The sequence below is a fragment of the Psychrilyobacter sp. genome, assembly GCF_037132775.1.
Classification (GTDB): Bacteria; Fusobacteriota; Fusobacteriia; order Fusobacteriales; family Fusobacteriaceae; genus Psychrilyobacter.
Genome location: NZ_JBAHZY010000108.1, coordinates 1 through 18,533, shown reverse-complemented (window position 1 = coordinate 18,533; position 18,533 = coordinate 1). Strand labels below are relative to the sequence as shown.

The window sequence follows — 18,533 nt, the reverse complement described above, 5'->3', positions numbered from 1 at the left end:
TAACTTTTACCTTGTCTTTTCTAGTTAACTTTTTAGGTTCTACTACCTCTGGTATTAAGTGATCTTTATCTTTTAGGATAGCGATAAGGATAGCAGGGTTCATCAATTTATCTTTTAATTTCATAAATTTTATTACTTTCTGAACTTCTTCCAAAGATCCATCAGAATATTTTTTTATATTTTTTATTGTATTCTGATTTAGATTTTTAATATTTGATAATTCAAGGGTTTCTTTTAACTCTTTATCAAATGCAGTGTCATCTAGATCTAATTCTACTAAGTCAGTATTATCTACTTTCTTTTGTTTATTTTTCTTATCTTTTTTCACTATTTCAACTTTGGGCTCTTTTTGCTTGTCTTCTTCTTTTCTAGTTTCTTTAAGGCTTATTTGTATTACATCTGCTAAAGAGTTAGTTAATACATAATGATTTCTATATCTTTGCTTAGGGTTAGTTCTTTCATCGGCAGGGATTAAATATTTATCGACCTGGATAAGACCCCTTAGTTTTAATTCTTTTAATGCTTTATCGGTCCTGGACTCTCCCCATCCTAAAAGATGGTTTATTGTAGTTTTTTTAGGAGTAGCTTTACTCCCATTGAAGCTATGTGATGTTAAAAATGCATATAAAAGTTTGGCATTACTGCTAAGGTCTTTATCACACATAATTTTTTTAGGAATCATCCCGAATCCATTTTCGTATACTGTCCCTTTAAATTGCTCTACTGTAAACATAGTTTTCTCCTTTTATGGAGAAGTCTCGAGGTTCTCCAGTAATTTATTTTTATGGTATAATTGATATTAAAGTTGTATTATTTTTATAGCATTGTGGTCTTCACTCTTATTGTAGATATAGTGTATGTATATAAAAACTAATTTTACAAAAGTTGTATATCCTAAAAACATATATAGATATCTCATAAATTCCTCCAAGGTGGTGTAGTAATGAAAATATTGTTAATTCTTTTTGTTTTAGGTCTTATTAAAATTATCTGCGGTTTTTTAGTCACATGTTCTGATAAAAGGTTCTTAAAGAGGTTAGAATTTCATTTGGATGATTTTGATAGACATCTTCAAGATGAAGTAGCTCTTTACACTCTTAAAAAAATTTTTAATTTTTTAAGAGTTTCTAAATTAAGGTATTTTGAATTATGTGGCACCGATTATATGAATATGCACGGCAAGATTATGTCGCAATACGAATCTATTTTAGTAAATTACAAACATGGATTTAATAGCGTTATCTCAGATCAAATCGAAAATGTTGTTATTCATATTGGTGATGGAATTGCTATAATTAAGAAAAAACGTACTAAGCTCTTCAAAGAGTTTTTAATATTTCCGCTATACCCATTATTAGGGTTAAATATGACATTGAAATTAATTATTGAATCACTTGGATATGATATTACAGACAACTTAAGATCCCTCAATAATATCATAGCTTTTCTTGTTACTCTGTTCTCTTATTTTTATGCTTTTCATGAAAACTTTCTTTCTTAAAACCAGTATAATACGGTCTTTAGTGTCTATCATTTTTGAAAGTAATATTATTATTACCAAATCTATTACTACAAGTGTTGAAAGGATAATAATTAAGTTTTTTTCCAATACAATCCCTCCTTTAATTTATTATTTCAAAGCCGAGGTCAAGGATCTGACCTCTTGAGAACCCCGAGTTTCAAATAATAAAACAACTATTTAGCAGTAAAATAAGTTAAAAAAAAATTCAAAACTTATATTTTAAAAAATCTTCTTCTAGGATATTAAAAATATTAATTATAGTATCCAAGCTACAATTTTTCCCTTTTTTTAATTTCCCTATTACTTTTTGTACTGCTTGTTCTGTAATGCCTAGTTTTTTAGCTATTTCTTCATTTGTTATTTTTTTAATTTTTTTTATATTTTCTAATTCAAATCCAATTTTCTTAAATTCCAATTCATTTCTCATTTTTCACCTCTCCATGAGTTTACAACCATTTGGTTGATAAGTCAAATTAAATTTCTAAATAAAAAAGCAGTAGTAAATTTCTCTATTACTACTACTTTTTTTATTAAATATGTTTTTTCTTTAAATATGTTTACTATTATTACCCCCCTTAGTTTGAAGGTATTCAAAGTGGATACCCTCAAAGTGAAGGTGTTCAATTTGAACCCCCTCAAAATAGATGGGTTCAAGAATGATTGAAATCACTAGGCTTGTTCATTAGGAATCAAAATTTCTAATCTATCAAGAACGTCTATTGGAAATCCATTATGTTCAAAATATAATTTAATACTTTCTTTTTGATGTCCGCCTTCAAAAATAGATAATAATTCTCTAATAAGTTGGGGCGCGGAAAAGTCATCTCCTAATAAATTAATTAATGATACAATCATAGAATATACATCTTTTCTGTCAAAGCCAAATTGTTCTTGGAGGTCCTCTGGTTTGTATAGATTATATTTTAAGTGACTAATAGCATCTTTTCTATTAATTTGAGCTTTTTCAATTAATTCACCTACAAACTTTTGGTTATGAGCTATTTTGTTTCTAAATTTTCTTACTATGATAATCATATTTATAAAGAGTTGTGCTTTTTCATCATAATGTATATCTATATCTGAGTGCTCATAGTATTCTTTTAAAACTTGTATTTTCTAAAATATTTTTTATTTCTTTTTCTGTAAAATTATTTTCAATATAGTCAGGGTTAAAACCTACATTTTCACAGTTTCTTATTATCATCATTGATATACTTGTTTCTACATTTTCACTAAAATCTTCTAAAAATACTGAAAAAAGAGCTTCATAAGATTTAAAATAACTTATAAGAATATATGTTTTCCCATCCTGTGGAAAAACATTAAGAAATATGATAGGTTTTATAGTTCTTGCTTGGATCTTATCATAATTATTTTCATTAAATATATCTTTATTTTTAGAATTCAGGTATGGAATAAATGCTGAATTAGTTACAACTGGATATTCTTTGTCTAAGACTATTTCTTTAGTTTTTAAGTCGTTATAATTTTCATCTTTTATTTTGGCACTCATTTTTTCAAAAGTTTCTTTATGATTTTTTAAACTTTTTCTATTTTTTATCCTTTCTATTAGTAATTCTGGACTAAACGGAAATTCTTTAGTTAGATTATTATGAAGACTTTCAGTTTCTTTTTTTGTATGATAGTCTTTTGCTAAAGCTCTAAATGCAAATAAAAATTTTTGCTCTTCAGTCGATTTATATTCTGCATCTTCAATTGGCTGAAAAAGTTCTTTATCATGTTTTTGGCAAAACCCTCTAAAAGTACTAAAAGTTTTTTTCCCTTGTTTTCTAAATATAAAATCTCCACTTTCTGTATCTACACTAAAAGTTGAAATATCACCTTTTTTAGAAATTTTATTTAAAAATCTGTTATTTTGAATAGAATGAGCTTGGACAATTTTCCCTTTACATTCATCTATATTTCCCCATAAACACTCCCTTACAGAACTTTTTTTTCTTAGCCCTTCGATTTTTTTCTTAATTTCAACGCCTTCCTGCTAATTTTTTTGCCTTTTATTTTCCGCACCATTATTTTTAACTCCTTTATCTAATGATTAAAAACTCCTACTTTTTTTCCTACGATATAAAATTCATCGTATTCATTTATTATGATAGGATCATAGTCTTTGTTGTCGCTGGATAATATTATGTCTCCGCGATCTGTCTTTTTATATCTTTTTAATAACCCTTCATCATTTAAGATAAATGCTCCTACTTCTCCATTTTCAGGCATTACACCTTTTTTTATAAGGACTGTATCCCCGTCTTTAATATCAGGCTGCATAGAATCACCATCTACTCTAATTGCTATTACATCACCTCTAAATCCATTTGTCTGTGGGAGAGGCATATGCCCAATGATACCACTTTTGCGACTCCCGAAACCTGCCGAAATAGAATCATAGATAGGGATCTGCTTAAATTCAGTGATTGGATTATTCAGGTCGATATTCCCTATTTTTATTTTACCTTCTAACTTTCTTTTTAAATTACTAGGAAGTTCATTTACGTAGAATGCGTATTCTAACTCATTTTTTGTTTCAACATCTACAACTAATACTATTTTCTCAAAAACTTTTTTTGATAATTTCTTTTTACCATTTTCAATTCCATTTAAAAATTGTTGGCTAACTTCTATTTTTTGTGCTAATTGAGCACCTGTTAAGTTATTTTTATACCGCCATTTTTTTATAATTGAACCTATTTCATTCATTTGTCCTCCTAAATTAATGTCTATAATTTGTTTCTTATTTCGTGATTGCCAAACGCACTGTAGCTTTATTTATATTATACTTTTAAGAAATTCATATAACAACTTTTTGGTTGACTTTACAACCTTTTAGGTGTAGTATTGTAACAACTAATAAGTTGTAACTGTAATATAATGTTTTAAAAAGAAAATTTATTTAATAAAAAGGGGGGAGAAAAGGAAACTATAAAATTTCGTAAGTTACGAAATTGGAGAAAAAAAAGAAAGCTTAAATTATGTTAGACAAAAAAAGAGTAGAAATAAATCTACTCTAAAAATTATTAAATGAGGTGAGCAAGCATTGAAAAACGCAATGGGAAAATCTGAAATTATTCACTCTATAGTAAAAATAGAATTACCATATAATCACGCATCGAATACGATTTATAAAAAATATAAAGAGTATAAAAATTTAGATTATAAATTCTCGAGTTCCTTAGCTAATGAATTTACTTTTGAAGTTAACTCTCTAAATGTTTTTATTTCTTCATTACTTGGTTTAACTTGACCATTATATTTATTATATAACTCAGACCTAAAATTATAAAGGTTATCAAAATGATCGATATATTCTAAAACCATTGGATTATCAATAAGAGGTCTCCTAATATTATTTATAAGATGACCATTATATTCAATTTCATACTCAGGAAGAAAAACTATTCGACTTCCTCCATCCGTTTGAGGAGTAATGTCTATAATTTGTTTCTTATTTCGTGATTGCCAAACGCAATGAAATTCGGCTTCGATAAAAACTTCATTCTTCCAGATGCACCATCCGAATAATGGAGATCCGCCATCTTGTTTTATTTTTTGCTGGACATTATCAAAACACTCTAATGGAGTATATTGTTTTGACTCATTAGAAACTTTTAAAAAAATATGACGATTGTTATTTATACTTTTCATAAATTCAAAATCTGATTCTGACAATACTTTTGGCGTTTTTAATTTTAGTTCCATGTGTAACTCCCCCTTAAAATTTAAATAATGTGGTCCAAGAAATCGTGCTTTGGTCGGCTGGGTTCTTGGACTGCATCATTGAGATTTTAAATATTGCATCAGTTATCTCAATTATACTATGAAACTAATGGGTAAACAAGATTCCTGTATCAATGGCATAGATTAAATATAACAACTAGGAGGTTAAATATGGCTAGAGTAGAAACAGCTTTATCACAAGAACTAGAAAGAAGTATGAATATGCAGGTAAGAGTAGAAACCTTTTCAGAACATCTAAGACATGGTGAAATTATTGATCAATTAGATGATAATAGACGAATTAAAAGCTTTAATTTAGATAAATGGAATGAAGATATGCAAAAATCATTCTCTAAAACAAGGAAAATAATTTTAAAGTTAGATAATCTTACAGAGATCAAAGAGGCTTTAGAAGAGTTAGATAAAAAAGTAAATAGTTTTAATAAGACCTATTCTAAAAAAATAAAACAGATAAGAGCCCTGGAAGTTGAGTATGAAAAATTAGATGATGAACTCAGAACTTGGTTAATAGAATATGCAACCAAGTGTAGAGAAAAGCTGAGAGATGAAAACTCAGGGATTGAAAAAAAGATGATGGAAGAGAATATTGTAAAACGATTTATGTAGGCAGAATAGGGAGGGATATGGCAGACATTAAAATAAAAGGAAAAATAAAAAATTGGGACACTTTTTATAGAAATATTATTCCACAACTAAAAACATTAACTTTTAGAGGTAAAACGGTTACTACAATAGATGAAATAGAAAGTGAGGCAATAGATGCTTTTTTACTCAACGAAGAAGTGGAATGGAGTTATTAGGAGGAAATAAATGAAAAAACAAAAATTAAGACCAAATCATCAAGAGATTATAGCCATGAGTTTAGCTGATCTAAATTTCATTTTAAAAAGTGAATATATATTAACCAATAGACAGACCAAGCAAATCAAATCAGAGATTAAGAGAAAAAGAGGAATAACAGGGCATAAGGTGATTGTCTAATGGCTAAAGTAATTTTATTTAAAAACAATAAAGGAGGAGTCGGGAAGTCATTACTATGTTTCTGGACTGCCCATATCCTCTCTACATTATCAAAAACAAGTGATGGTAAAAATAAAGTATTAATACTTACATCTGATTCACAAAATAATATAATGCAGATGGCAGGGACTAAATCAGGTTATAGTGATGGACTTCAAGGGTATATTGATGGCGGTGGTTCAGACCTAATCAGATTAAGAGAGGGCTTATTCTATGTGCCTCTTACAAGTACTGGAATAAAAAGAACTTTTGAACCTAGATTCCTAGATGTAATAAAAAATTTTAAAAACCAATATGACTATATCCTAATAGATGGATCACCAGTATTAAAATTAGATAATATCTTTCTGGACGTTAGTGATAAAGTAGTTATTCCTACTTTTCTTGATAATGTAACTACTAAGGGTATGATAAACCTTATCAAAGAAGTAGGGGTAGATAAAGTAGCTCTAATTGTCCCTAATCGAGTTGGTAGAAGTAAGATGGAACAAGAACATCTGAATAAATTAAAAGAGAGTATGGAGGGAATAGGAGCTATTATTACCGATCCAATTTTTCAAACTACAAAAATTATGCAGCTTACAGAAAAATCAAAAACAATTATGGAAACTAAGAGTAAACAATATAATGAGATAAAACAGATCTTTGCAAAAATTGTAAAGGCGGTGATGTAGGTGGACGTCTTTGGAGAACTTCAGGAAGCAATAAAAAAAGAAATATATGTTTCGGAATTTGATTTCGGAAGTTGCGAAATTGAAAAAGAAGATATTGAGTTCATAAAAAATAATGAGCAAAAATTAAGAAAAAAGTTTATGGGAATATCTGAATCTTTACATTATATATGTATAACTCTCAATCAGATCTCTTTAAAATTTAAAAAGTCTGGTGATTTTATGAAATGGTATGAAGCCAATGGGCTGACAAAAGATAATATTTCAGAGTTCAATAAAAGGTTTATCTTATTCCAGGAGTTCAAAGATAAAAAAGATTTCATTGCATCACTCTCCAATCAATCGGTTAAATTTTTAACTCACAAAGATGTTACAGCAGATGCCAGGGAAAGGATCATTCATGGAGGAATTAAAAAAGCTGAAACTATAAAAGAATTATTAGCTCCTATAAAGGATCAGATAGTAATTGAATTTAAAAATAAAACTGTAAGCTATGTAAACTATAAAAAATTAGAGAAGATGAAAACAAGGATCACCAAAGTAGAAGATGGGAATGAATTAAATTTTCTAAAAGCAGATTTAGATGCCTTGGCGATCTATTTAAAAGATATGAGACAAGCTGTCAAAGATAAGGAAAAAGAGTGGGAACATAAGAATAATTTAAAACTAGTGGAGGAGGTATAGACTATGATTAAATTCAATGAAAAAATAACAGAGGTCGAATCAAAAGAAAATTTAAGTACTGTCGTTAAATTACTTAAAAAAATAAATAAAAGGGTTAAAGCATGAAGGTAGGAGCATATGTAAGGGTTTCTACAGTTCTACAGGAGGAAAAGAACTCTTTAAAAACACAAATAAAAAAAATAGAATCTTATTGTGATCTTCACGATTATGAATTATATAAAATTTATGAAGATGTCGATAGTGGTACCAACGATGAAAGAATAGGATTTAAAACTTTATTAAAGGATATAAAGAAGAAGAAATTTGATATAGTCCTGGTCTATGAATCATCTAGGATCTCTAGAAAAACTCATACAATGATGAATTTTGTTTTTAATTTAATTGAAAAAGATATAAAATTTATTTCAATCTCACAACCAGATCTAAATACCACTACAAGTACAGGAAGATTATTTTTCACTATCCAGGCTGGACTTGCTCAATATGAAAGAGAGCAAATCTCAGCCAGGGTAAAGTCAAGTGCATATGAAAAGGCCTCTAAGGGGGAATGGATGGGGGGACAGCTCCCAATAGGTTATAAGTGGGATGGCGATAGGAAACATAAAAATATAAAGATTGATAAAAAACAAGCCGAGATAGTAAAAGCTTATTTTGATACATTTATAGAGAATAGAAGTTTGAGAAAAACTGCCAAATTATTTAATAGGCATTTAGATAGTTTAAGATGGATATTGACCAACCCATTTTATATAGGGAAGTATAGGTTTGGAGTAAAAAAGAAAAATATAGTTACAGGAATTCGAAAAATTAGTGATGACTATATATTAACAGAAGGAACCCATAAAGGAATTATAACTATTGAAATTTTTAGTGCGGTTCAGAAGATATTGAAAAATAGCAGGTCTATCGATTATGAGAATAAAAATGGCTCTACAGCATTATTTGGTGGATTGGTAAAATGTACTTGTGGTCATAAAATGTATGGAAATAAAGTAGATAATAAAGCTCAAAGAGGAAAGGTGTACTACTACTATATGTGTGACACTTGTGGTAAAAGAATCAATGCCGGAAAGATAGAAGAAAAAGTATTGAACAACATAACGGAAGTGGATAAGCTGAAAGAAGTAAATCAAATAGATAATTATATGGAAACCGTTGAAAGGCAAATAGAAATATTTGAGAATAGAAAAAAAATATTGGTTAAAGAAAATAATAATCTGGTTAATATGCTGAAAAAAGAATTGATTGCAGAATCAGAATATATTGAAAGTAGAAAAGAAAATCTAAATGATTTAGAAACTATAGGTAAAGAACTTGAAATCTTGGAAAAAATAAAATCAAAAGAAAATGATAATGAGGATCGTGGAAACTATGAGTTGTTAAAGGAGGTTCTAGAAAATTATGAAGATTATGAGGTTAATCAGTTAAAAGAACTATTTAGAGTGTTAATTCAAGAGATAGAGATCATTGATATTAGAAGGTTAGAATACAATATTATATTCAATTTAAAATAAAAACTCCTAATGTCATATATGACATTAGGAGTTTTCTATATAGATACTAATTATTTTTTAAAAAAATGTAAATGCTTGAACCCTTTGTATAACAAGCCCTACAATTAAAATTATGGGGTTATGTGGTACCTGAGAAGGGATTTGAACCCTTAAGGGCATACGCCCGGGGGATTTTGAGTCCCCTATGTCTACCATTCCATCACTCAGGCATCTACAAAAATTATTATACTAGAAGTTCCAATGAAAAGCAAGTCTTTTTTTTAACAATTGAAGAAAAAAGATAAAACTCTGTAAATAAGAGGCTTTCCTAGGGTAAAAATAAGATATTTTCTTAGTAATTTATTATTCTACATCCTGGAAAATAAGTATTTTCTCTGCACTTGTTATTATATGGTGGATATAGTATAATTTTCATAAAGGATTTTTGGAGGTAGAAATGAAAATCATAATCAACAGACATGAATTGATACACAACCTAAGTAACTTATCTTTAGTGATTAAGGATAATTCTATAAGACCTGCAATATCAGGGGCTAAATTAGAAGTAAAAGACAATGGAATTCGATTTACCGGAACAACACTAGAAACTACTATAAAATCATATTTAAATGGTGAAATTAAAGAAGAAGGAATAGTTGTCTTTAAAATCGGATTGGTTTTAGAATATATAAAATTATTAAACCAAGATGAGATAGAGGTCAGTGCCACTAAAAATAAACTATTTATCCACAATGCTGAATTCTCAACCCTAGATAGCGAGGAATATCCAAAACTAAATATATTGGGAGGAGATCTACTTTTAAATATTGAGGCAAGCACTTTGGTAGAAGCTTTTGATAAGGTATCTTTTTCGGCTTCTATGACACCTGAAAATTTAGCTACTAATACTATCAGGATGAAATTAGAGGACAATAAAATTTATTTAATTACTACAGATTCATATAGACTTACTCACTATGTTCTAGAGAGTGAAACTATGTTGAATAAAGAAATATCCATACCATTAGAAGGGGCTACTATTTTGAGTAAACTTTTTAGAGGAAGCAAGGAAACTTTAAGCTTTTTTATTGACGGAAGTCAATTGAGAGTAAAATCTGAAAAATTAGTTTTTTCAATTAGATTGGTAGATTTGGCATTTCCTGATTACAATGCTATCTTAGATAGTATGAACTCTACTAAGACCATTGAGATGAATTTAAAAGAAATTAAATCAGCACTAAAAAAAGTTTTCACTATTGCCAAAAGAAATCTAGAGACCAAAAATGGTGCATATTTTGATTTTCATGGGAATAAACTGAAGATATCTGTATCTTCTGGAAGTGCTAAAACTATGCAAAAGCTAGATACGATTAAAGAGGGGGATAACTTCAAAGCTTCATTAAATGTAAAATTTATAGAAGATTTTTTAAATAATATAGAAAAAAATATAATAATCAAAGCTACCAATGCCAGTTCGATGTTTATCTTGAAAGAGATGGATAACGATAGCTACACTTATATATTGATGCCGTTAGCCCTTAGAGATTAGGAGGAGATATGGAATTTTATAAAAGAATGTTAATTAAAATACTAAAAAATTCCATGACAGGCTGTGAGTCCAACGTTTTAAAGATTTTAGAATCAGGATATGATCTAAATATTGAGGACAAAGAGGAACTGGAGGAGTTAATTGATAACTTATAGGCGACAAGATTAATTTAATATATGGAGGGAGACAATTATGGATGTTTTATCTGGTTTAAAGCCTGAAAAGGTATTCAATTTTTTCGAGGAGATAAGTGCTATTCCTAGAGGGTCAAAGCATGAAGAACAAATAAGTGCATATTTAGTAAAATTTGGTGAATCTAGAGGCTTAGAAACTATCCAAGATGATGCTCTTAATGTAATTATTAAAAAAGATGCTACTCCGGGATATGAAGGAATACCGGCTATAATTATCCAAGGACACATGGATATGGTCTGGGAAAAAAATATTGATACTGAATTTGATTTTGAAAACGAGGGTTTAAAGCTTTTAATTGATGGAGATTTTATAAAAGCTAAGAGAACTACTCTAGGTGCCGACAATGGTATAGCTGTTGCATTTGCATTAGCTGTCTTGGATTCAAATGATATTCCCCATCCAAAATTAGAAGTATTAATTACTTCTGACGAAGAAACAGGTATGTCTGGAGCTATTGCCTTAGACGGGAATTTATTGAAAGGTAAATATTTATTCAACATAGACACAGAGGAAGAGGGAGAGATCTACGTTAGTTGTTCAGGTGGTAATAGAACGACTTTCACAATTCCTGTAACATACACTGATGCTACATTAGATTCATTCTATAATATCAGTGTTAGAGGATTATTTGGTGGACATTCAGGGATGGAGATCCAATTACAAAGAGGAAACTCAAACAAGATCATGGGAAGAATATTAAAGACTATCTCAGATAAATTAACTATTAATTTAATAGAGATTAATGGTGGGTCAAAAACTAATGCTATTCCTCGTGAGGGAGATGTATTGTTCTCAGTAGCAAAAAAAGATGTAGAAACTTTAAATGAAATTTTAGCTAATGTAACTAAAGATATAGTAGAAGAGTTAAGAATTTCAGATGCAGGTGTTAAGATCACTATGACAGAGGTAAAAGGATTAGAAACTTCTAAAGTGATGGATACGGATACGACTAACAGAGTTATCAATACTTTATTCATATACCCAAATGGTGTTCAAAGAATGAGTTTAGATATCGAAGGACTGGTAGAAACTTCACTTAACTTAGGAGTTCTTACTACAGAAGATGCTGGTGTTGTGTTACAATCAGCTATTAGGAGTTCTGTAGATGCCGCGAAAGCTTTGTTAACTAAGGAAGTTCAGACTCTTGCAGTGGTTACAGGGGCTAAATTTGAGCAAGGTGCTACTTATCCTGCTTGGAAATTTAATCCTAACTCAAAATTACAAGATATGGCACTGGAAGTTCATGAAAAATCAACTGGGAAAAAAGCTGGAATCAAAGCTATCCATGCAGGTTTAGAGTGTGGATTATTAGGTGAAAAATTACCTGATTGTGACATAATTTCCTTTGGACCAAATATGTTTGATGTTCATACTCCTGAGGAGAAATTGTCTATATCTTCAGTTGGGAACGTATGGAGTTATTTCCTAGAACTGTTAAAGGCATCTAAAGATTACTTATAAAAAATAAATAGATTGTGTAAAATATAAGGGGTTGTCCACTGGACAACCCCTTATATTTATTATCCAGGAAATTATAAAAGTGAATCGTATTAGAGATTGAGAAAAAAAAGACATAAAGAGAAAAATAAAATTTTATTTTTTGGGAATTAAAAATAAAATAAATTAGAGGATAAAAACTTTTTACACGTATAGTTTAGTAAAAGAGGCGATTATGAGTGTAGATATGAGGTTGTAAATCCAATAAATTAATTAATATAATTGAAAAAAATGGACGGTATCTTGTGAATATAAAAGATTTACACCCCAAAGGATCTTAAATTACTGTATTGAAGGAGATGATTAAGATGAAAAATATTTATATTTATCCAGCGATTTTTTCATATGCTAATGACTATGATGATGATGATGATATTTCAGTAGAATTTTTTAATTTAGATGGTGTTTTCACTTTTGGAACTACACCAAAAGAAGCCCATTATAAAGCCAAAAACTGCTTAGAATCATACCTCTATAAGATGGGAAAACACGGAGAAACTATTCCTACACCTCCTAAAAAAAGTGATATAAAACTTAAAAAAAATCAAGCTATAGAGATGATTATAGTCAATATGAGGCTAATCAGAGATGAAATGCACAAAACGGTGGTGTGAAAAGTTTTCTGCGATATTAAAATTTGCATTGATCTACGAATTAAAAATCCCCTAGTTTATTCTAGAGGATTTTTAATTTATAAACTTTCAGAAATTATTTAGTTTTTCTTTCTAGGGAAATATTTCGTATGCAAAAGTTCGTGTGCTTTCTGACTCATGGGTTCTCCTAGATGTTTTTCATAGAGTTCTTTAATATAAGGATTTTCATGGGATTTTCTTAGTTTTTTATTATTGTCTATAGCTTGAATCCCCTCAAGTCTTTTTTTTATAATTTCACAATCACCATGGTGGTAAGGCTGACCTCCCCCTCCAACACATCCTCCTTTGCATGCCATAATTTCTATAGCGTGTAGAACCTCCTCTCCACTCTTAATTTTATCTAATAATTCCCTAGCTGATTCCAGTCCATGAGCTATGCCAATTCTTAGAGGAGATCCATCTATTGTTAGTTCGGGAACTTCTGCTATTCTTACCCCTTCTAATCCCCTCAACTGCGTAAAGTCAACATCCTCTAAACTAATTCCTGGAATCCATTCATAGGCAGTTCTCGTAGCAGCTTCTATTACTCCCCCTGTTCTACCAAATATATCGGCAGCTCCATTCGAAACTCCAAAAGGATTATCAAAAGGCAGGTCCTCCAACACTTCAAAATTAAAACCACTCTGCTTTATTAAATTAGCTAATTCCCTCGTTGAAATAGATAGATCGGTATCCCTATTTCCATTCTTTGAAAATTCAACTCTAGAGGCCTCATATTTTTTAGCAAGGCATGGCATTATAGAGATAACAAATACATCCTCTCTTCTTAGCCCCAGATCCTTAGCCCATATTTCTTTTATCACACTACTGAACATCTGCTGAGGAGATTTAGCAGTAGATGGAATATCGAGCATCTCAGGATAGTTATGTTCTATAAATTTCACCCATGCTGGGCAGCATGATGTGAGCAGTGGAAGTTTTACATCTTTATCCCCAGCTAGATATCTTTCTATTCTATTTTTTAATTCTGTTGCCTCTTCCATAATAGTCAGGTCTGCACCAAAATTAGTATCAAATACATGGTCAAACCCCATTTTCTTTAAGACGTTTACCATTTTCCCACTTACATCTGTTCCTGGTTCAAAACCAAATTCTTCCCCAAGAGCTACCCTCACAGCTGGGGCGATCTGTGCCACTGTTATTTTAGTAGGATCAGCCAAAGCCTCCACTGCCTCCCAAGTATAGTCTCTCTCATGGAGAGCTCCAACAGGACATACCGCTACACATTGACCACAAAAAGTACAACTAGTGTCCTCTATATCCTGTTCAAAAGTAGGAGCAATAACTGCTTCAAACCCCCTGTTAACAGCAGATAATACATAACAAGTTTGAACCTTATTACACATGGTTTCACACCTTCTACACATAATACACTTATCGATATCTCTTATTATTGCAGCTGAATTATCTATTCTATAAGTTGATTCCTCCCCTTCAAATCTGATGTCTTTTATCCTGAATTCATTGGCTAATTTTTGTAATTCACATTCTCCTGATTTTGAGCATGTCAAACAGTTTTTTGGATGATTAGATAGTAGTAATTCTAAAATTGATTTTCTTATTTCAATGAGTTCCATAGAATTTGTAACTATTTCCATACCTTCAGATACCTTAGTTTCACATGATGGGTAAAGATTTTCTTGCCCATTTACCTCCACAACACAAACTCTACATGTAGCACAGTCATTAATATAATCCATCTCACCTATTTTTAAGTGACAAAGAGAGGGAATATGTATTCCTGCACTCTTGGCAGCATTTAAAATTGTAACTTGTTTAGGTGCTTCTATTTCTATACCATTAATTTTTATCTTTACAGTTTCCATCTTCCCTCCTATCTCTTCTCAATTGCATTGAATTTACAAGCATTGTAACATGCACCACATTTAATACATCTGTCTTGATAAACAAAATGTTTCTCTTTTGCCCTTCCTATAATAGCTTCTGTTGGACATGCCTTTGCACAAGCAGTACAGCCTATACATTTATCTGTAATCGTAAATTGAATGAGGTCTATACATACAGTAGCTGGACATTTTTTATCTTTTACATGGGCTATATATTCATCATGAAAATTTCTAAGTGTAGAAAGGACAGGATTCGGAGCAGTTTTCCCCAAGCCACATAAAGATGCTCTTTTTATTGTCCTCGATAAATCCTTTAATAATTTAAGATCATTTAAACTGCCTTTTCCATCTGTAATTCTTTCTAAAATTTCATATAACCTTTTAGTACCTATTCTACAAGGTGTACATTTCCCACAAGATTCTTCCACAGTAAAACCTAAGTAAAATTTAGCTATTGAAACCATACAATCATCTTCATCCATCACTATCATTCCACCAGATCCCATCATAGAACCTTTGGCTATTAAGTTATCAAAATCTATAGGTGTATCCAGATCTTTTTCTGTAAGACAGCCTCCAGAAGGTCCACCAGTTTGAACAGCTTTAAATTCTTTGTTTCCTACAATCCCACCACCAATATCAAAAATAACCTCTTCTAAGGTAGTTCCCATAGGAACTTCTATAAGTCCAACATTTCTAATCTTTCCAGCCAATGCAAAAACTTTAGTACCGGATGATTTTTCCGTACCAATATTTTTAAACCAAAGGGCACCCCTATTAATTCATAGAGGGGATATTTCCATAAGTTTCTACATTATTTACATTTGTAGGTTTTCCCCAGTACCCAGCTTCAGCAGGAAAAGGTGGTTTTAAGGTGGGTTCTCCTCTTTTCCCTTCCATGGAATGAAGTAGAGCGGTTTCTTCGCCGCAAACAAATGCCCCTGCTCCATATTTCAAACGAATTTTAAAGTTGAAGTCAGTTCCAAATATTTTTTTCCCCAAAAGTCCATGGGTATTTGCATCCATAATTGCTTTTTCAAGCCTTTTAATCGCTAGAGGATATTCAGCTCTAATATAAATAACTCCCTGATCAGCTCCTATGGTATATCCACAAATTGCCATAGCTTCTAAAACAACATGGGGATCTCCCTCTAATACGGATCTATCCATAAATGCTCCCGGATCACCTTCATCAGCATTACATACTACATATTTTTGATCCGTTTCATTATTAGCTGCAAATTGCCATTTTAAACCTGTAGGAAAACCTCCCCCTCCTCTTCCCCGAAGGCCAGAAAGTTTTATTTCGTCTATTACTTCCTGTGGTGTCATCTCAGTAAGAACTTTATTTAAAGCAAAATATCCATGATCCCTATGGCCTCAAGTATATTTTCTGAGTCTATAAATCCACAATTTTTTAAAACTATTTTTTTAATCTTCTTACTTATAAATACGTCAGTTTCACGAGTTTTATTATATTTGACATCCTTTAATATTTTTTCAGCTTTTGTAAGGTTGAGATTTCCAAAAATACTAGGATCTCCTCCTGGAAGTGTAACCTCTATTGTTGGCTCAGAATGGCAAAGTCCCATGCAGCCTGTAGAGATAAGTTTTATAGAATCGTTCCCTTCCCTCTCTATCTCCTCTTTGAAATACTCAAAAATAGTGTCAGCTCCAGCAGTTATAGCACAGGTGGACATAGATACTTTTATAATAGTTTTGTTTTCTTTATCAGCTAAGTGTTTTTCTTCTACTATCTTATTTAAATCATCAATTCCATTAATCACCTTGTCTCCTCCCTAATTATATTCTTTTAGTATATTGACTACTTCATCAGCCTTAACCCTTCCATAGATTTTTTTTCCTACACTTACTATGGGAGCCATTCCACACACTCCTACACATCTGAGTATATCGATCGAAAATTTTCCATCATTTGACGTTTCTCCAATTTTTAACCCTAGCTCCCTTTTAAATTCATTTAAAATGTTTTCAGAACCATTTACATAGCATGCAGTCCCCATACAAATTGAAATAGGGTGTTCACCTTTAGGTGTCATAGTAAAAAATGAGTAAAAAGTTATTACACCATAGATCTCTGAAAGGGGAATGTTCATCTTTTCACCTACATGAGTCTGCACATCCAAGGGGAGATATCCAAAAAGATTTTGTGCCTTGTGCAAAACTGTGATTAGCTCTCCTTTTTCATCTTCTAAAGAATTAATAAACTCATCTAATTTTGTAAAATATTCATCTTTTAATCTGTTATTACATCTCACTATAATTCCTCCTTGTTTAAAAATAGAACTTTCATCACAAATATTAAAACACTATATTTTAATAATACTTTAGTATTTTTAAAAATCAAATAAAATTATTTTTAAATCGGTTTATACAGTCACTTTTACTTCTACTTTCTATTCTTGTGCAGCAACTATGTTTCATCAAGAAAAATAAAAATCAGATTCCACCCGATGTGGGCATCACCAAGATTTCTAGAGATTATTACATAATCTAAGAACCTTGAGATATTAGTTTACTATCATAAACATAGAATATTGCGATAGTAAGACCTTATTCAGGCTAAAAAAAAAAGAATCTCTTAGTGGTCTTTCTAGCATTTTCTTTGTGAGCTTAGTGTAAAGGTTTTTGTTTTGATACATTTCATATTTTTCTTTTACTATGACAAATATTAATACTCGTATATTTTTCGTATAATTCGTGACAAAGAGAAAAAGCCTGGAACACTGAGATACACTGAGGAAAAAGAAAAGCACAGAGAAAGGTTTTAAATTTTTTGATTGAAAATGGAGCAAAAAGTGGTATAAATTATGTAAATAAATTTTTAAAGGAGAGGAATTATGTTTAAATTAAGATTTAATTGAGCCTGAGTAGCTGAGAAACTTCTGGATGAAGTCATGATGGAACTTTTAGAATCTGAAAAAAGGAAATATTAGGTGGTGTCTACTGCTTCAATATTATAAACATTGATTCCAATTCACTCTTTAACTTCCAACCCATTTTAAAATTATTGTGGATATATATAAATATATTAATGAGATATTTTGACCTTAATATTTTATCTATCCCTAAAATAATTACTTTCGGAACAGCTATGTTCCAATTAACAAACATTCTAAAAAACAAAGAATCGAAAAAATGAAGAAACATAAAAAATTAATTTGAATGCATATTAAACTATTAATTTATAGTGATTATTTATGCCATATTTTTTTAATGTACAAATATAATCTTTCTGATAAAGCAGAGGGTAGGTTATGATGTATTAGGTCTAAAGTTATCTCAATCAATTATTAATTTTAAAAAAATTTAAACCTTCAAGTCTCAGTTGAATCTAGAAAGATGTTGTAAAGATAGATTAAATACAGGCAATGAGGAAATGAGAGAAATGTAAAAAAATAAAATTAAGTGAACAAAAGAAAAGCATGTATTTAAGAGGGGAATAATCACTTAAAATCATTTTAAATGATGCGAGTATATTATCTTTGGCGGTGAGTCTTGTCAAGCACACCACCACATATTTTCAAGGAAAACTTCATTTGCAGTAAAATAATTTAATGGGTCTGTCTCATATTTTGTGTAAACCTCCAAATTAGTGTAAACTACAATTACATTAATTTGGAGGTTT

19 protein-coding genes, 1 tRNA gene and 1 pseudogene are annotated in these 18,533 nt (G+C 30.5%); 11 read left to right on the top strand and 10 right to left on the bottom strand.

Annotated features, from left to right (window positions below; genetic code table 11):
• The coding region (locus V5784_RS07245) for a helix-turn-helix domain-containing protein (protein WP_336888363.1) at positions 1 to 733 on the bottom strand (733 nt) is incomplete at its 3' end.
• Positions 734 to 943: 210 nt separating this feature from the next.
• Between V5784_RS07245 and V5784_RS07240 the strand changes: the two genes are divergently transcribed.
• On the top strand, positions 944 to 1,501 hold the full coding sequence (locus tag V5784_RS07240; protein WP_336888362.1) for a hypothetical protein: 558 nt from the start codon (positions 944 to 946) through the stop codon (positions 1,499 to 1,501).
• 226 nt (positions 1,502 to 1,727) lie between these two features.
• Here V5784_RS07240 and V5784_RS07235 read toward each other — a convergent pair whose 3' ends face one another.
• From V5784_RS07235 to V5784_RS07215, 5 genes are all read right to left on the bottom strand, one after another.
• The gene (locus V5784_RS07235; protein ID WP_336888361.1) at positions 1,728 to 1,949 is read right to left on the bottom strand and encodes an HTH domain-containing protein; all 222 of its coding nucleotides are present in this window, start codon (positions 1,947 to 1,949) and stop codon (positions 1,728 to 1,730) included.
• A gap of 242 nt (positions 1,950 to 2,191) precedes the next feature.
• Positions 2,192 to 2,557 (bottom strand): hypothetical protein, encoded by a 366-nt coding sequence (locus V5784_RS07230; RefSeq protein WP_336888360.1) that lies wholly within the window; start codon positions 2,555 to 2,557, stop codon positions 2,192 to 2,194.
• A gap of 52 nt (positions 2,558 to 2,609) precedes the next feature.
• Positions 2,610 to 3,035, bottom strand: coding sequence for a hypothetical protein (locus V5784_RS07225; protein WP_336888359.1), 426 nt, complete (start codon positions 3,033 to 3,035; stop codon positions 2,610 to 2,612).
• Positions 3,036 to 3,571: 536 nt separating this feature from the next.
• Complete coding sequence (locus V5784_RS07220; RefSeq protein WP_336888358.1) at positions 3,572 to 4,237, bottom strand: XRE family transcriptional regulator; 666 nt, start codon at positions 4,235 to 4,237, stop codon at positions 3,572 to 3,574.
• 453 nt (positions 4,238 to 4,690) lie between these two features.
• Positions 4,691 to 5,236: a hypothetical protein gene (locus V5784_RS07215; protein WP_336888357.1), complete on the bottom strand. Its 546-nt coding sequence runs from the start codon at positions 5,234 to 5,236 to the stop codon at positions 4,691 to 4,693.
• 189 nt (positions 5,237 to 5,425) lie between these two features.
• Between V5784_RS07215 and V5784_RS07210 the strand changes: the two genes are divergently transcribed.
• The 6 genes from V5784_RS07210 to V5784_RS07185 all read left to right on the top strand — a co-directional run bounded on the left by V5784_RS07210 (position 5,426) and on the right by V5784_RS07185 (position 9,164).
• The gene (locus V5784_RS07210; RefSeq protein ID WP_336888356.1) at positions 5,426 to 5,881 is read left to right on the top strand and encodes a hypothetical protein; all 456 of its coding nucleotides are present in this window, start codon (positions 5,426 to 5,428) and stop codon (positions 5,879 to 5,881) included.
• A 17-nt stretch (positions 5,882 to 5,898) separates the two neighbouring features.
• The gene (locus V5784_RS07205) at positions 5,899 to 6,075 is read left to right on the top strand and encodes a hypothetical protein (RefSeq protein WP_336888355.1); all 177 of its coding nucleotides are present in this window, start codon (positions 5,899 to 5,901) and stop codon (positions 6,073 to 6,075) included.
• Positions 6,076 to 6,085: 10 nt separating this feature from the next.
• Complete coding sequence (locus tag V5784_RS07200; protein ID WP_336888354.1) at positions 6,086 to 6,256, top strand: hypothetical protein; 171 nt, start codon at positions 6,086 to 6,088, stop codon at positions 6,254 to 6,256.
• On the top strand, positions 6,256 to 6,969 hold the full coding sequence (locus tag V5784_RS07195; RefSeq protein ID WP_336888353.1) for a ParA family protein: 714 nt from the start codon (positions 6,256 to 6,258) through the stop codon (positions 6,967 to 6,969). The genes V5784_RS07200 and V5784_RS07195 overlap by 1 nt, the downstream gene beginning before the upstream one ends.
• The gene (locus V5784_RS07190) at positions 6,970 to 7,650 is read left to right on the top strand and encodes a hypothetical protein (protein ID WP_336888352.1); all 681 of its coding nucleotides are present in this window, start codon (positions 6,970 to 6,972) and stop codon (positions 7,648 to 7,650) included.
• A 101-nt stretch (positions 7,651 to 7,751) separates the two neighbouring features.
• Positions 7,752 to 9,164 carry a recombinase family protein gene (locus V5784_RS07185; RefSeq protein WP_336888351.1) on the top strand — a complete coding sequence of 471 codons (1,413 nt, stop codon included), beginning with the start codon at positions 7,752 to 7,754 and terminating at the stop codon, positions 9,162 to 9,164.
• Positions 9,165 to 9,287: 123 nt separating this feature from the next.
• Here V5784_RS07185 and V5784_RS07180 read toward each other — a convergent pair.
• Positions 9,288 to 9,373 (bottom strand) — tRNA-Leu (locus V5784_RS07180).
• A 227-nt stretch (positions 9,374 to 9,600) separates the two neighbouring features.
• On the opposite strand from V5784_RS07180, the gene dnaN reads away from it, so the two are divergent.
• The 4 genes from dnaN to V5784_RS07160 all read left to right on the top strand — a co-directional run bounded on the left by dnaN (position 9,601) and on the right by V5784_RS07160 (position 12,998).
• A complete protein-coding gene (dnaN, locus tag V5784_RS07175) occupies positions 9,601 to 10,692 on the top strand; it encodes a DNA polymerase III subunit beta (RefSeq protein WP_336888350.1) in 1,092 nt (363 codons plus the stop codon).
• An 8-nt stretch (positions 10,693 to 10,700) separates the two neighbouring features.
• Entirely contained in the window at positions 10,701 to 10,847 is a 147-nt protein-coding gene (locus tag V5784_RS07170; RefSeq protein ID WP_336888349.1) for a hypothetical protein, read from the top strand.
• 37 nt (positions 10,848 to 10,884) lie between these two features.
• Positions 10,885 to 12,348, top strand: coding sequence for an aminoacyl-histidine dipeptidase (locus V5784_RS07165; RefSeq protein WP_336888348.1), 1,464 nt, complete (start codon positions 10,885 to 10,887; stop codon positions 12,346 to 12,348).
• Positions 12,349 to 12,692: 344 nt separating this feature from the next.
• Complete coding sequence (locus tag V5784_RS07160; protein WP_336888347.1) at positions 12,693 to 12,998, top strand: type II toxin-antitoxin system HicB family antitoxin; 306 nt, start codon at positions 12,693 to 12,695, stop codon at positions 12,996 to 12,998.
• Between the two features lie 98 nt (positions 12,999 to 13,096).
• Here the strand turns inward: V5784_RS07160 and V5784_RS07155 are convergent, their stop codons facing one another.
• From V5784_RS07155 to V5784_RS07145, 3 genes and pseudogenes are all read right to left on the bottom strand, one after another.
• Positions 13,097 to 14,863 carry an NADH-dependent [FeFe] hydrogenase, group A6 gene (locus V5784_RS07155; RefSeq protein WP_336888346.1) on the bottom strand — a complete coding sequence of 589 codons (1,767 nt, stop codon included), beginning with the start codon at positions 14,861 to 14,863 and terminating at the stop codon, positions 13,097 to 13,099.
• Positions 14,864 to 14,871: 8 nt separating this feature from the next.
• A pseudogene (locus V5784_RS07150) lies at positions 14,872 to 16,671 on the bottom strand (NADH-ubiquinone oxidoreductase-F iron-sulfur binding region domain-containing protein).
• Positions 16,672 to 16,683: 12 nt separating this feature from the next.
• Positions 16,684 to 17,163, bottom strand: coding sequence for an NAD(P)H-dependent oxidoreductase subunit E (locus V5784_RS07145; protein ID WP_336888345.1), 480 nt, complete (start codon positions 17,161 to 17,163; stop codon positions 16,684 to 16,686).
• Positions 17,164 to 18,533: the final 1,370 nt, after the last annotated feature.

Coding starts and splice junctions, on each gene's coding strand:
- V5784_RS07240 (WP_336888362.1), top strand. CDS start 944: ATGAAAATATTGTTAATTCTTTTTGTTTTAGGTCTTATTAAAATTATC.
- V5784_RS07235 (WP_336888361.1), bottom strand. CDS start 1,949: ATGAGAAATGAATTGGAATTTAAGAAAATTGGATTTGAATTAGAAAAT.
- V5784_RS07230 (WP_336888360.1), bottom strand. CDS start 2,557: ATGATTATCATAGTAAGAAAATTTAGAAACAAAATAGCTCATAACCAA.
- V5784_RS07225 (WP_336888359.1), bottom strand. CDS start 3,035: ATGAGTGCCAAAATAAAAGATGAAAATTATAACGACTTAAAAACTAAA.
- V5784_RS07220 (WP_336888358.1), bottom strand. CDS start 4,237: ATGAATGAAATAGGTTCAATTATAAAAAAATGGCGGTATAAAAATAAC.
- V5784_RS07215 (WP_336888357.1), bottom strand. CDS start 5,236: ATGGAACTAAAATTAAAAACGCCAAAAGTATTGTCAGAATCAGATTTT.
- V5784_RS07210 (WP_336888356.1), top strand. CDS start 5,426: ATGGCTAGAGTAGAAACAGCTTTATCACAAGAACTAGAAAGAAGTATG.
- V5784_RS07205 (WP_336888355.1), top strand. CDS start 5,899: ATGGCAGACATTAAAATAAAAGGAAAAATAAAAAATTGGGACACTTTT.
- V5784_RS07200 (WP_336888354.1), top strand. CDS start 6,086: ATGAAAAAACAAAAATTAAGACCAAATCATCAAGAGATTATAGCCATG.
- V5784_RS07195 (WP_336888353.1), top strand. CDS start 6,256: ATGGCTAAAGTAATTTTATTTAAAAACAATAAAGGAGGAGTCGGGAAG.
- V5784_RS07185 (WP_336888351.1), top strand. CDS start 7,752: ATGAAGGTAGGAGCATATGTAAGGGTTTCTACAGTTCTACAGGAGGAA.
- dnaN (WP_336888350.1), top strand. CDS start 9,601: ATGAAAATCATAATCAACAGACATGAATTGATACACAACCTAAGTAAC.
- V5784_RS07170 (WP_336888349.1), top strand. CDS start 10,701: ATGGAATTTTATAAAAGAATGTTAATTAAAATACTAAAAAATTCCATG.
- V5784_RS07165 (WP_336888348.1), top strand. CDS start 10,885: ATGGATGTTTTATCTGGTTTAAAGCCTGAAAAGGTATTCAATTTTTTC.
- V5784_RS07160 (WP_336888347.1), top strand. CDS start 12,693: ATGAAAAATATTTATATTTATCCAGCGATTTTTTCATATGCTAATGAC.
- V5784_RS07155 (WP_336888346.1), bottom strand. CDS start 14,863: ATGGAAACTGTAAAGATAAAAATTAATGGTATAGAAATAGAAGCACCT.